This is a genomic window from Catellatospora tritici, from assembly GCF_019083965.1.
Lineage (GTDB): Bacteria > Actinomycetota > Actinomycetes > Mycobacteriales > Micromonosporaceae > Catellatospora > Catellatospora tritici.
This window is the reverse complement of the sequence record NZ_JAHRCY010000001.1, coordinates 482,980-496,152: the sequence shown is the minus strand read 5'-3', so window position 1 is coordinate 496,152 and position 13,173 is coordinate 482,980. Positions and strand designations below refer to the sequence as shown.

Here is a 13,173-nt window from a genome sequence, read left to right as displayed (position 1 = left end):
CCCGATCCACGTTTCTCCGCTCGGAGCACGTTTCTCCGCTCGGAGACGGAACTGCCCGCCCCGGGGAGGCGGCCCCGGGGCGGGCAGAGAACTGCGGCAGTGCGTCAGCTCAGCGCGGGCTCCGCGTCGGCGGCGGCGTGGCGCGGCGCGGCGACCGGGGCCGCCGCGGGCTGCGCCACGACCGGCTGCGCACGCTTGTTCCGGCGGTTGCGCGTCCGCTGCTTGAGGCCCTCGACCAGCGAGTACCCGACCGGCACCAGCACCAGGGTCAGCAGCGTCGAGCTGACCAGACCGCCGATCACCACCACCGCGAGCGGCTGCGAGATGAACGCCGACGACTCGGTGAGCCCCAGCGACATCGGCAGCAGCGCGAAGATGGTCGCCGCGGCGGTCATCAGGATCGGCCGCAGGCGGCGCCGACCGCCCTCGATGATCGAGTCGCGGATCGACATGCCCTGCTCGCGGTACTGGTTGATCAGGTCGAGCAGCACGATCGCGTTGGTGACCACGATGCCGACCAGCATCAGCATGCCGATCATGGCGGCCAGGCCCATCGGCTGACCGGTGACCAGCAGCGAGAGCAGCGCGCCGGTCGCCGCGAACGGGATCGACACCAGCAGCACCATCGGCTGGGCCAGGCCCCGGAACGTACCGATCATCACGATGAAGACCAGCGCGACCGCGACGCCCATGGCCAGGAACAGGTCACCCATGGCCGACTGCTGGTTCTCCAGCACGCCACCGATCTTGTAGGTAGCGCCCTCCGGCAGGTCGAGTGCCTTGAGCTTCTCCTCCAGGTTCTTGCCGAGCGTGCCGAGCGCCTCGGCGGTGGGCGCGCCGGACACCTTGGCGGTGCGGACCTGCTCCACGCGGTTGATCTGGCTCGGACCGGCGACCGTGGTCACGTCGGCGACGTCGTCCAGCCGCAGCCCGCCGCCGATCGGCAGCGCGCGCAGCGCGGCCAGGTCGGCCGGGGCGGCGCCGGTACGCAGGATCACCGGCTGCTCGATGCCGTCGATGACCGCGCGGGTCACCGTCGTGCCACGGAAGGCCTGGTTGACGAGCTGGCCGACGGCCGCATCGGTGAGGCCCACCCGCGCCGCGGCGGGGCGGTCCAGGGCGACCTGCACCTGCGGGGTGCTGGCCGACAGGTCGCTGTCGAGGTCGGTCAGCCCGTCGAGCTGCGACATCGCGTCCTTGATCTGCTGGGCCGCCTGGCGCAGCGTGGCGTCGTCGGCCGCGTTGACCGACACCTCGATGTTGGACGAGCCGAGGCCGCCCTGCACCGCGCCGACCACGACCTCGCCGACAGCCGCGTCGTCCAGCGCGTCGATCTTGTCGCGCAGCGTCTCGGTGAGCTTGGCCTGGTCGACCTCAGCCTCCGAGGTGACCTGGAACCGGGCCTTGGTGGTGTCCGGAGCGCTGCCACCGAACATGTTGCCGCCGCCGCCGATGGTCACCTGGTACGACTTGATGCCCTCGGTGCTGTCGAGCACCTGCTCGACCCGCTTGGCCGCCGCGTCGGTGGCGGCCAGATCAGTGCCGGTCGGCATCTGCTGGGTGATCGAGAACGAGTTGCCCGAGCTGCCGATGAAGCTGGTCTCGATGCGGCTGGCCAGGCCGACCGTGCCGAAGAAGATGATCGCCGCGAGCACCAGGGTGACGGCGCGGTGGCCCAGCGTCCAGCGCAGCACCGGGACGTACACCCGCTGCAGCGGGCTGCGCAGCTCCTTGGCCTCGGCCTTCTCCCGGATCTCGGCCAGCTCCTCGGCGGTGCCCTGCGGCGACTTGAGGAACCAGTACGCCAGCACCGGCACGATGGTCAGCGACACCAGCAGCGATGCGAGCAGCGCCGCGGTCACGGTCAGGCCGAACGGGCCGAACAGCTGCCCGACGAATCCGCCGACCAGCGCCACCGGCAGGAACACCGCGACCGTGGTCAGCGTCGAGGCGGTGACCGCGCCGGACACCTCCTTCACCGCGGTGAGGATGGCCTCCTTCTTCGGCTCGCCGTACTCCAGGTGGCGTTTGATGTTCTCCAGGACCACGATCGAGTCGTCGACGACGCGGCCGATGGCGATGGTGAGACCACCCAGGGTGAACAGGTTGAGCGAGTAGTCGCCGGTCCACAGGGCGATCAGCGCGATGACCACGCTGACCGGGATCGAGACCGCGGTGACCAGCGTCGAGCGGACCGACAGCAGGAACACCAGGATCACCAGTACGGCGAAGGCCAGGCCCAGCGCGCCCTCGGTGGTGAGGCTGCTGACCGAGCGCTCGACCTCAGGCGCCTGGTCGAACACGACCTGCAGCGCGCCACCGGTGCCCAGCTGCGCGGCGAGCTCGGGCAGCTTGTCGTTGACCGCGTGCGAGATCTCGACGGCGTTCGCGCCGGGCTTGGCGGTGACGCCGACGCCCAGGCTGGGCTTGCCGTTGGTGCGGGTCAGCTGGGTGGCCGCGGCCGGGGCGGAGGCCAGCGTGGCGACGTCCTTGAGCTGCGTCAGCGGCTTGGGCGCGGCGGGCTTGATGCCGGGCGGGGTCGGCGTGGTGGGACGCGCGGCGGCGGGGGCGCCCGCGGCCGGGGTCAGGTACAGGTCGCCGAGCTGGGCCAGGGTGGTGAAGCGGCCGCCGACGGCGACGGAGTAGCTGAGGCCGCCGTCGCTGATCACGCCACCGGGCATGCTGATGCCGTTGGCGGTGAGCGCGGTGGTGACCGACTGCGCGCTCAGCCCGCGCTGGGCCAGCTTGACCGGGTCGAGGTTGATGGTGACCTGCGGGTCGCGGGCACCGGACAGGGTCGCCTCGCGTACGCCGTCGATGTTGTTCAGGGCCGGGAGCACCACGGCCCGCAGCCGCCGCGCGAGCTCCTGGTCGTCGCCGCCCGCGCCGCTGGCGGCGAGCTGGACCACCGGGAAGTCGTCGGTCGAGCCCGCGAAGACGGTCGGCTCGACGTTGGCGGGCAGGCGGCTGCTGATGCGGCTGAGCGCCTGCTGGATGTCGCCCTCGACCTTGTCCACGTCGACGCCGAAGTCGAACGTGATGGCGACGGTGGCCGAGCCGTTGCGCGAGACCGAGGTGACGCCGGTGGCCCCGTCGACGCCCGCGACCGCCTGCTCGATCGGGATGGTGACCTGGCTTTCGACGATCTCCGGGGTGGCGCCGGGGTACGCGGCGAGCACCGAGACGTTCGGGAACTGGATGTCCGGGAACATCTGCTGGCGCAGTTGCGGTAGCACGTACGCGCCGACACCGAGGATCGCCACGGTGATCAGTGCTACGAGACCGCGACTGGCGAGGCTCAGCCTGGTCAGGAACGACATCTCTCGACTCCAGGGGGAGGGTGCAGCGGTGAGCGGGGGAGGTCGACCCAGGGGAGGGTCGTCCGAGTTCAGCCGCAGTCAACCAGGTCAACTCGCACGAACCCTGAACCGAAGCTGAAAGCCAGCCGAAAGCCCGCAGTGCTCTCGGTCACTCCGCACCCGCCGCGCGGCCCACCGTCCAAGATCCGCCAAGTTGCCCGGGCAACTGGGGGAATTGGCCCCCAAGATACGCCCGTGTGCCCGGCAAGTCGGGAGATCCTGGGCACAACGGGCGGTGACTTTCAGCATTTATTCGGGTCGCGTACAGGCAACCGTGGGGACAGGTCGGGCACACTGGCGCGACAACCGACGACGGGAGCGCGGCATGAAGCCGGAGCAGGGTGAGCAGCGCAGGCTGCTCGTGGTCGACGACGAGCCGACGATCGTGTCGCTGCTCTCGGCCAGCCTGCGGTTCGTCGGCTTCGACGTGCGTACCGCGGCCACCGGCGCCCAGGCACTGGCCGTGGCCGCCGAGTTCAAACCCGAGCTGCTGGTCCTCGACGTGATGCTGCCCGACTGCGACGGCTTCGAGGTGGTACGCCGCCTGCGCGCCTCCGGCGCCCACGTGCCGGTGCTGTTCCTGACCGCCCGCGACGGTGTCCAAGACAAGATCACCGGGTTGACCGTGGGCGGCGACGACTACGTGACCAAGCCGTTCAGCCTCGAAGAGGTCGTCGCCCGCATCCGCGCCGTGCTGCGTCGCACCTACGCCGGGGCGGCACTGCCCAGCGACGACTCCACCCTGCGCTTCGCCGACCTGGAGCTCGACGAGGAGACCCACGACGTGCGCCGGGCGGGCAAGCTGGTCCGGCTCAGCCCGACCGAGTTCAAGCTGCTGCACTACCTGCTCACCAACGCCGACCGGGTGGTCAGCAAGGCGCAGATCCTCGACCACGTGTGGCGTTACGACTTCGGCGGCGACGCGCGGATCGTCGAGTCGTACATCTCGCTGCTGCGCCGCAAGGTCGACACCGTCGACCCGCCGCTCATCCACACGCTGCGCGGCTTCGGCTACTCGCTGCGGCTGCCCCGCTCGTGAGACTGGTCGCCACCCTGAAACGGCCCAAACGCTGGTCGCTGCGAGCCCGGCTGCTGGCCGGAGTGCTGGCGCTGGTCGCCGCGGGTTTCGTGGTCGCCGACATCACCAGCGTCGCGCTGCTGCGCATGTACCTCATCGAACGGGTCAACGAGCAGCTGTACCTCACCGGCCAGGCCATGTCCCAGACCGAGCCCGGCGAGGTCAGCGACGAGGAGTTCTCCCGGCTGTCCAACTCCAAGGGCAAAGCCCTGTTCGACGCGTACGTACTGTCGTTCCGCGACAACGACGGCGGGGAGGTCAAGGGGCTGAAGGGGCCTGGTCAGCGGGGCGCCCCCGAACTGCCGGTGCTCGACCGGGCCGGGGTGGCGCTGCACGCCGACAAGCCGTTCTTCGCCCACAACGCCGCCGAACGGCACCACCCCGGCTACCAGGTCCTGGTCACCGCGCGGGCCGACGGCAACGGCAGCGTCGTCATCGCGTACGACCTCACCGGCGTCGCCCGGACCATGGGCCGCCTCGGCGGCATCGAGATCGTGGTGACCCTGGTCGTGCTCGGCCTGGCCACCGTGCTCGGCGTGTACGTGATCCGGATGGGACTGCGGCCGCTGACCGAGGTCGAGCAGACCGCCGAGGAGATCATCGCCGGGGGAGACCTGTCCCGCCGGGTGCCGCTGCAGGCCGCGCCGCGTACCGAGATCGGGCGGCTGTCCCGCACCCTCAACACGATGCTGGCCCAGATCGAGAGCTCGTTCGGGGAGCGGACCGAGTCCGAGGCGCGCCTGCGCCGGTTCGTCGGCGACGCCTCACACGAACTGCGCACCCCGCTCGCGGGCATCCGAGGCCTGGCCGAGTTGCACCGGCACGGGGTGGTCACCGACCCGGCCGAGGTGTCGGCGCTGCTGGCACGGATCGAGACCGAGGCGACCCGGATGGGCCTGCTGGTCGAGGACCTGCTGCTGCTGGCCCGGCTGGACGAGCAGCGGCCGCTGCGCAGCGAACCGGTCGACCTGGTGCCCATCGCCGCCGACGCGATCGAGTCGGCCCAGCTGCGCGAACCGACCCGGCCGGTGCGCCTCGAACTGCTCGACGGCGAGGCGCCGGTGGTGCTCGGCGACGAGGACCGGCTGCGCCAGGTGCTGACCAACCTGCTGGGCAACGCGCTGATCCACACCCCGCCCGGCACCCCGGTCACGGTCCGGGTCGGCACCGAGGACGACCGAGCCGTCCTGGACGTGGTCGACCAGGGGCCGGGCCTGGCCCCCGAGCACGCCGAACGGGTCTTCGAACGCTTCTACCGGGTCGATCCCGCCCGCGCCAGGGACCACGACCGGTCCCCGGCCGCGGGTTCCGGCCTCGGCCTGTCCATCGTGACCTCCCTGGTCACCGGACACGGCGGCACCATCGCGTACGCCCCCACCCCGGGCGGCGGCGCGACGTTCGCCGTCCGCCTCCCCCTCGCCTGACCTCGCCGCACCCGGGTCCGCCCGCACCACGCTGAACCAGGAGCAGGTCCAGCCCATGATGCAGGGCGTCATCTGCGTCATGATCACTGCAGTGTCGGGGAAAGCGGGCGAATCTTGGCGCGAATTCGTGCACTTTCCCCGAAACTGCAGCCTCGATCGGCGTGGGCGATCGGCGTGGGCGAGCGCTGGCAGGGTCGGGCCCGGTCGGTGCAGCGTTCATACAGCGGTGCCGTCGCCCTCCAGCGCAAGCAGGACCTGCAGGGCCAACGCCTCCGGGTCGCGCACCTTGGTCGAGTCGACGACGACCTCGCGGTCGCCGATCTTGACCGTGACCGTGGTACGCCGTTGGGACAGCCAGGCGGTCAGCGCTCCGGCCAGCGCGCTCAGCAGTTCGCCGTTGTCGGAGACCCATTGCAGCGCGTCGGTCACCGGGCCCAGCTCACCGGGGGCGGGCGGCACGTCGATGCGCTGCACCCGGGTGCCGCGCAGCTCGGAGTCGCCGCGCAGCGCGCTTTCGAGGGTGAGCAACTGGTCACTGTCGCCGCTGAGCTGAACACGCAGGGTCATGGCCGGAACGATATCCCTCGCACCCTGCACATGGGACGAATGAACGGTCGGGGCCTGGCTACGACAGGTTGGTCCACGATCGGTTCGCCGTACCTTAACGCTCGGTTAAAGATCAGCCACCGCCTCTTGCGTGACATGGGTCACGGGTCTAATTTTTAGCAAACTTTACTAACAGAGTTTGCCGCCCCGCCTAGTTCCGTGGTTCTGCTTCGCCCCCAGGAGGGTGAGAATGCAACGCAAGCCGCTCCTCAACCTGCTCGTCGCCGCGGCGACCGGCCTGGCCGCCACCGCGTTCGCGGTCGCGTTCGCCGGCACCGCCAACTCGGCGGTCGACCAGGAAGCATGCCGCCCGGACGGTCTGTACCGGACGCCCGGCGTCACCGTCCCCTACTGCGACGTCTACGACACCACCGGCCGCGAGGCCATGGGCACCGGTCACCCGCGCCGGATCATCGGCTACTTCACCAACTGGCGTACGGGCAAGAACGGCGCCCCCGCCTACCTGGTGAACCAGATCCCGTGGACGAAGATCACCCACATCAACTACGCGTTCGCGCACGTCGACGGGGCCAACAAGATCTCCATCGGCACCCCGACCGCGGCGAACAACGCCTCCACCAACATGACCTGGCCGGGCGTGGCCGGGGCGGAGATGGACCCGGCGTACTCGTACACCGGCCACTTCAACCTGCTCAACAAGTTCAAGAAGCAGTACCCGGACGTCAAGACGCTGATCAGCGTCGGTGGCTGGGCCGAGACCGGCGGCTTCTTCGACGACGCGGGCCAGCACATCGACTCCGGCGGCTTCTACCGGATGACCACCAACGCCGACGGCTCGATCAACACGGCGGGCATCAACGCCTTCGCCGACTCGGTGGTGGCGTTCCTGCGCCAGTACGGTTTCGACGGCGTCGACATCGACTACGAGTACGCCACGTCCAACAAGGACGCGGGCAACCCGATGGACTTCACGCAGGCCAACGCGCGCCGGGCCGGGCTCAACGCCTCGTTCCAGACGCTGATGAAGACGCTGCGCACCAAGCTGGACACCGCGGCGGCCGCCGACAGCAAGTACTACATGGTGACCGTGGCCGCGCCCGCCTCCGGCTGGCTGCTGCGGGGCATGGAGGCCTACCAGGCCACCCAGTACCTCGACTACATCAACATCATGTCGTATGACCTGCACGGCGCCTGGAACCAGTACGTCGGCCCGAACGCGTCCCTGTTCGACGACGGTGCCGACAACGAGCTGACCGCGGGCGGCGTCTACAGCGCCTACTCCAACATCGGCTACCTCAACACCGACTGGGCGTACCACTACTACCGCGGTGCGGTGCAGAGCGGGCGCATCAACGTCGGCGTGCCGTACTACACGCGCGGTTTCCAGGGCGTCACCGGCGGCACCAACGGTCTGTGGGGCACCGCGCCCAAGAGCGCGAACTGTCCGGTCGGCACGCAGAGTCCCTGCGGCAACGGCGCCATCGGCATCGACAACCTGTGGCACGACCTGGACACCTCGGGCAACGAGGAACCGGCCGGCTCCAACCCGATGTGGCACGCGAAGAACCTGGAGAACGGCATCGCCGGTTCCTACCGCGCCGCGTACGGCCTGACCCCGGCCACCGACCCGGCCGACAACCTGACCGGCACCTACGTCCGCAACTACTCGGCGGCGCTGGCCGCGCCGTGGCTGTGGAACGCGACCAAGAAGGTGTTCTTGTCCACCGAGGACGAGCAGTCCATCGGGGCCAAGGCCGACTACGTGGTGAACAAGGGCATCGGCGGCATCATGATCTGGGAGCTGGCCGGCGACTACGCCTTCAACTCCACCGCCGGTGAGTACCAGATGGGCAACACGCTCACCAACACGATCGCCGCGAAGTTCGCCGCCGCCTCGCCGTACGGCGCGAGCAAGTCCAACACGGCGCTGCCGACGCAGACGCTGGACGTGGACGTGACGCTCAACGGGTTCGCCCTGGGCGACTCGAACTACCCGATCAACCCGAAGCTGCGGCTGACCAACAACTCGGGCACCACCATCCCGGGCGGCGCGACGCTGGACTTCGACTACGGCACCTCGGCGCCGGGCACGATGAGCCAGCAGTCCGGCTGGACCATGACGGTCACCGCGGGCCACACCGGCAACAACATCGGCGGTCTCAAGGGCGACTTCCACCACGTGAAGCTGACTTTGCCGAGCTGGCAGACGATCGCGCCGGGCGCGAACGTCGAGGTCACGCTGAACTACGTGCTCCCGATCACCAGCCCGTCGAACTACACGCTCACCTTCGGCGGCCAGACCTACAGCCTGGCCGTGAACTACGGCCGGGGCGGCGTGGCCCCGACCGCGTCGCCGTCGACCTCGGTCGGCCCGTCGGCCTCGGCCTCGCCGAGCACCCCGCCCGGCACCTGCACCGACCCGGCCTGGGTGAGCACGCAGGTGTACACCGGCGGCAACCGGGTGTCCTACAACGGGCACGCGTGGCGGGCGCAGTGGTGGACCCAGGGGGAGACCCCCGGCGTCGCCTCGGTCTGGGTGGACCTCGGCGCCTGCGCCGGCGGCACCCCGTCGCCGTCGCCCTCGGTGTCGGTCTCGCCGTCGGCCTCGCCCAGCCCGAGCCCGTCGCCGAGTCGGTCGGCCTCGCCGAGCCCGTCGACGTCGCCCAGCGCGTCCCCGTCGCCGAGCCCGTCGACCTCGCCCGGGACCATCCCGGCGTGGGCACCGAACGTGGCGTACGCGACCGGTGCCAAGGTCACCTACGGCGGCGCGACGTACCAGTGCCGCCAGCCGCACACCTCGATCGTCGGCTGGGAGCCGCCGAACGTGCCCGCGCTGTGGCTGAAGCTGTGATCGGCTGACCGCGACACTGTGATCCTGGCGTCCTCTGAGCTGCGTCGACAGCTCGGGGGACGCCAGGATCATGCATGATGGCGGACGTGGGGAAGGTCGCGTTCGTGCTGGGTGGCGGCGGGGTGCTCGGCGCCGTCGAGGTCGGCATGCTGCGCGCGCTGTTCCGTGGCGGCATCCGACCGGACCTGGTCGTCGGCCTGTCCATCGGCGCGATCAACGCGGCCATGGTCGCGGCCGAGCCCGCGCCCGAGGTGATCGACCGGCTGGTGCGGCTGTGGGCCACCCCGGAGATCAGCGAGGTGTACGGCGACTCGGTGCCGCGCCAGCTGCGCCGCCTGGCCACCCGTGCCCACCTGCATTCGCCCGCGCCGCTGCAACGGCTGCTGGAGCGCACCATCCGGTCCGAGACCACCTTCGCCGACCTGCCCGTGCCGCTGCACCTGTGCGCGGCCAACATCGAACGCGCCGACGCGCACTGGTTCGACCGGGGTCGGGTCGTGCCCGCCGTGCTGGCCGCCGCGGCGCTGCCCGGCGTGCTGCCGCCGGTGGAGATCGACGGGGAGCATTTCCTGGACGGCGGGCTGGTGTCGTACCCGATCACCGAGGCGATCCGGCTCGGCGCCGACGAGGTGTTCATGCTGCAGGTGGGCCGCCTGGAGCGCCCGCTGGAGCCGCCGCAGCGCCCGTGGGAGGCGACCAGCGTCTCCATGGAGATCGCCCGCCGGGTCCGTTTCTCCCGCGAACTGGCCGCCGTGCCGGACGGGGTCCGGGTGCACGTGCTGCCGGGTGGTGCCGGGGCCGACGAGAGCCCGTGGGCGTACCGGGATGTGGCCGCGATCGGCCGTCGGGTGAGCGAGGCGTACGCCGCGTCCCGCGACTACCTCGCCGCCGTCGGCCGCTGACCACAGGGCCGGGCGGGGTCCGCGTTCTGCGGGGCGGGTCAGGCGATGCGCGGGGGGCCGGTGGCTTCAATCTTCTTGGCGGCGCGGCCCGAGGTGAAGGCCAGGATGAGCTGGATGATGCCGAGTGCGACCAGCCACAGGCCGGTGATCCAGACGATCACGGCCAGCGTGATCGAGGGCCAGAACAGCACGATCAGACCCGCGATCACGCCGAGCAGGCCCATCAGGATCGTGCCCACCCGTGCCCAGCCCCCGTGGCGGCGCGCGAACCCGGCCACGATCTCGGCGATGCCGCTGATGATCCAGGCCAGGCCGAGCAGCAGCGCCAGGAACTTGACCGTACCGGCGAGGTGGTTCAGGCACAGGATGCCGACCAGGATGAACAGCACCCCCATGACGCCGATCAGGGCGCGGTGCCAGCCCCGCGCGTCTTTGCTCGTGAAGGCTTCGGCTATCCGGAAGATGCCGACGACGATCAGCAGTACGCCGATGAGGGCGGCGATGACCGCCAGGGTGCTCTCGGGGAAGAACAGGAGCACCAGTCCCATGGCGATGGAGAGAATGCCGCCCACCAGCGCCATCCGCTTGAAGGAGTGCAGCGCGGCGGACTCCAGCGCCGCGTCACCGTACGGGTCGACCATGCTGCGAAGATATCTCGCAATGTCGCAGATTTCCTCTATTTGAGATTTTCTCCGATTCGTACTAGTAGCCTCAGGTAGCGACGGCGGCTGACGGAGGAGGCGGCGATGAAGCGGGGCCCGCTGGAGTTCGTCGTCATCGAGTTCCCGGAGAAGGTGCCCGGCCGAGCACTCGCGCCCGAGCTGCACCGCCTGGTCGACCAGGAGATCGTGCGCGTCATCGACATGGTCGTGGTGACCCGTGCGCCCGACGGCACCGTCACCGCCCACGAACTGGGCGAGTACGAGGGCGACCCCGACTTCGAGGCGCTCGACCCGGACATCCAGGCCGTCGACGGGCTCATCTCCGAACAGGACGTGCAGGATCTCGGCGAATCGATCACGCCGGGCGCGACCGCGTTGGTGCTGCTCTTCGAGCACCTGTGGCTGCGCAGCATGCGCACCGCGATCGCCGAGGCGGGCGGCGCGGTGGTGTTCACCGAACGGATCCCCGGCCCGGTCGTCGACGCGATCGAGGCGGCGAGCGAAGGAGGCTGACATGCTGCGACGACCCCCGGTGACCCGGCGGCGGCCGGGGCTGCTCGGCACGGCGGCCCGGACGGCGGTGGTGGCGGGAACGGCGACGGCGACTGCCGGGGCCGTCAGTGGACGGCAGCAGCGCGAGCGGCAGGAAGCCGCCCAACAGCGCGCCGCCCAGCAGGCCGTGGCGGCGCAACGGGCCACCGTCGCCCCGCCGTCGGACACCATCACTCCTGGCGTCGGGGCACCCGCCTCGGCCCCGCCGGCACCCGGCGCGCGGTCGACGGCCACGGGCACCCCCGCCGCCGACGCGGGTCGGACAGCCGCCCCGAGCGACCAGACGACACAGCTCAGGCAGCTGGCCGACCTGCACGCGGCCGGGGCACTCACCGACGCCGAGTTCGCCGCGGCCAAGTCCAGGCTGCTGGGGTTGTGATGGCACCCCGCGTCCTGACCCAGCCCGAGCCCGGCGAGCCCGAGGAACCCCGCGTCGTGTCGGTCGACCCGAGCGAGGCGCACGACACGGTCGCCGACCGGCGGCCCACCGAGCCACTGCCGCCGACCGTGGCGCCGCCCAGCCGGGGCGGGCAGGCCGTGCGCGGGCTGCGCTGGGTGCTCGCGTTCGTGCTCGCGGTGCTGGCCGCGACCCTGGTCACCGGGTCCGTGCTGGCCCGGTTCGCACGGGCGCAGCTGCTCGACACCGACAAGTACGTCGAGACGGTCGCGCCGCTGGCCGAGGACCCGCAGGTGCAGTCCGCCGTCATCGAGCGGGTGACGCACGAGGTGATGGCCCGACTGCCCATCCAGCAGCTGGCCGGTGATCTCGCCAACGCGGTCGGGCTGCCCCGGGCCCAGTCCATCATCGACCTGGCCACGCCCGCCATCACCAACTGGCTGACCGGCCAGGTGCACCGGATCGTGACCGACGTGGTCCACTCGCCGCAGTTCGCCACGGTCTGGATACAGATCAACCGGGCCGGGCACCAGGGGCTGGCCAACATCCTCACGGGTCAGGACGGCCGGTACGTGCACGCCGAGGACGCCACCATCGTGCTCGACCTCGGCCCGGTGCTGGCACTGGCCCGGCAGAACCTGGTCGACCGGGGGTTCACCCTGGCCGCCCACATCCCCGACATGTCCATCCCGTACCCGGTGGCGGAAGTCGAGCAGTTGCCCACCATCCAGAAGTACGTACGACTGCTGCAGATGAGCGCGACCTGGGTGCCGATCCTGGCGCTGCTGCTGCTCGGCCTGGCCGTGTGGGCGGCGCCGAACCATCGGCGTGGCCTGCTGATGGGCCTGCTGCTCAGCGCGTTGATGGTGGGCGTCGCGCTGGCGGCCAACCAGGTGGCCCGGGACCGGGCCGCGCAGCAGGCGGTGGCCCGCGGCTTCGACCGCTCGGTGACCCTCGACGTGTACGACACGGTCGTGCGCAGCCTGCTCTACGCGCTGGGCACCGTGCTGCTGGTGCTGCTGCTCGGCGCGGTGTGGACGGTGCTGGCCGGGCCGTCACCGGTGGCGCGACGCCTGCGGGGCCTGGTCAACAAGGGACTGGACCGGGTCGCCGAGCCGATGGGCGACGAGCCCGCCGCCCGGCACGTGGGACGGTTCGTGCGGCGGTTCTTCGCACCGCTCGCGGTGCTGGTCGGGCTGCTGCTGGCGTGGTGGCTGCTGGCCCGCCCGTCCCCGGCGACGGCGATCTGGGTGTTCGCCGTGGGCGCCGCCGTCACCCTGCTGCTGACGCTCGCGCGTCGGCTACCCGACCCGAGCGGGTGATCCGGGACTGGCGCCGCTGCGGCATGCTGGCCCCCATGAGTGAGGCGTCGGAGTATCCG

Annotated in this window: 10 protein-coding genes; 7 read left to right on the top strand and 3 right to left on the bottom strand. The window is 70.8% G+C overall.

Annotation, left to right across the window (positions count from 1 at the left end):
- Positions 1–104 precede the first annotated feature (104 nt).
- Positions 105–3,320: an efflux RND transporter permease subunit gene (locus KUA19_RS02190; protein ID WP_217394291.1), complete on the bottom strand. Its 3,216-nt coding sequence runs from the start codon at positions 3,318–3,320 to the stop codon at positions 105–107.
- A gap of 364 nt (positions 3,321–3,684) precedes the next feature.
- Here KUA19_RS02190 and KUA19_RS02185 point away from each other — a divergent pair, with 364 nt between their 5' ends.
- Both KUA19_RS02185 and KUA19_RS02180 read left to right on the top strand, forming a co-directional pair.
- A complete protein-coding gene (locus KUA19_RS02185) occupies positions 3,685–4,398 on the top strand; it encodes a response regulator transcription factor (RefSeq protein WP_217394289.1) in 714 nt (237 codons plus the stop codon).
- Positions 4,395–5,861, top strand: coding sequence for a sensor histidine kinase (locus tag KUA19_RS02180; RefSeq protein ID WP_217394287.1), 1,467 nt, complete (start codon positions 4,395–4,397; stop codon positions 5,859–5,861). The genes KUA19_RS02185 and KUA19_RS02180 overlap by 4 nt, the downstream gene beginning before the upstream one ends.
- A 216-nt stretch (positions 5,862–6,077) precedes the next feature.
- Here the strand turns inward: KUA19_RS02180 and KUA19_RS02175 are convergent, their stop codons facing one another.
- Entirely contained in the window at positions 6,078–6,428 is a 351-nt protein-coding gene (locus tag KUA19_RS02175) for an effector-associated constant component EACC1 (protein WP_217394285.1), read from the bottom strand.
- A gap of 229 nt (positions 6,429–6,657) precedes the next feature.
- On the opposite strand from KUA19_RS02175, the gene KUA19_RS02170 reads away from it, so the two are divergent.
- On the top strand, positions 6,658–9,279 hold the full coding sequence (locus tag KUA19_RS02170) for a chitinase C-terminal domain-containing protein (RefSeq protein ID WP_217394283.1): 2,622 nt from the start codon (positions 6,658–6,660) through the stop codon (positions 9,277–9,279).
- Positions 9,280–9,356: 77 nt separating this feature from the next.
- Positions 9,357–10,181 carry a patatin-like phospholipase family protein gene (locus KUA19_RS02165; protein ID WP_217394281.1) on the top strand — a complete coding sequence of 275 codons (825 nt, stop codon included), beginning with the start codon at positions 9,357–9,359 and terminating at the stop codon, positions 10,179–10,181.
- Positions 10,182–10,219: 38 nt separating this feature from the next.
- Here the strand turns inward: KUA19_RS02165 and KUA19_RS02160 are convergent, their stop codons facing one another.
- On the bottom strand, positions 10,220–10,822 hold the full coding sequence (locus KUA19_RS02160; RefSeq protein ID WP_217394279.1) for an HdeD family acid-resistance protein: 603 nt from the start codon (positions 10,820–10,822) through the stop codon (positions 10,220–10,222).
- Positions 10,823–10,927: 105 nt separating this feature from the next.
- On the opposite strand from KUA19_RS02160, the gene KUA19_RS02155 reads away from it, so the two are divergent.
- Genes KUA19_RS02155 through KUA19_RS02145 form a run of 3 tightly spaced genes read left to right on the top strand, consistent with a single transcriptional unit; the run spans position 10,928 to position 13,114 of the window.
- A complete protein-coding gene (locus KUA19_RS02155; protein WP_217394277.1) occupies positions 10,928–11,356 on the top strand; it encodes a DUF6325 family protein in 429 nt (142 codons plus the stop codon).
- 1 nt (position 11,357) lies between these two features.
- Positions 11,358–11,774: an SHOCT domain-containing protein gene (locus KUA19_RS02150; RefSeq protein ID WP_217394275.1), complete on the top strand. Its 417-nt coding sequence runs from the start codon at positions 11,358–11,360 to the stop codon at positions 11,772–11,774.
- On the top strand, positions 11,774–13,114 hold the full coding sequence (locus KUA19_RS02145; RefSeq protein WP_217394273.1) for a hypothetical protein: 1,341 nt from the start codon (positions 11,774–11,776) through the stop codon (positions 13,112–13,114). Before KUA19_RS02150 ends, KUA19_RS02145 begins: the two co-directional genes overlap by 1 nt.
- The last annotated feature ends 59 nt before the right edge of the window (positions 13,115–13,173 follow it).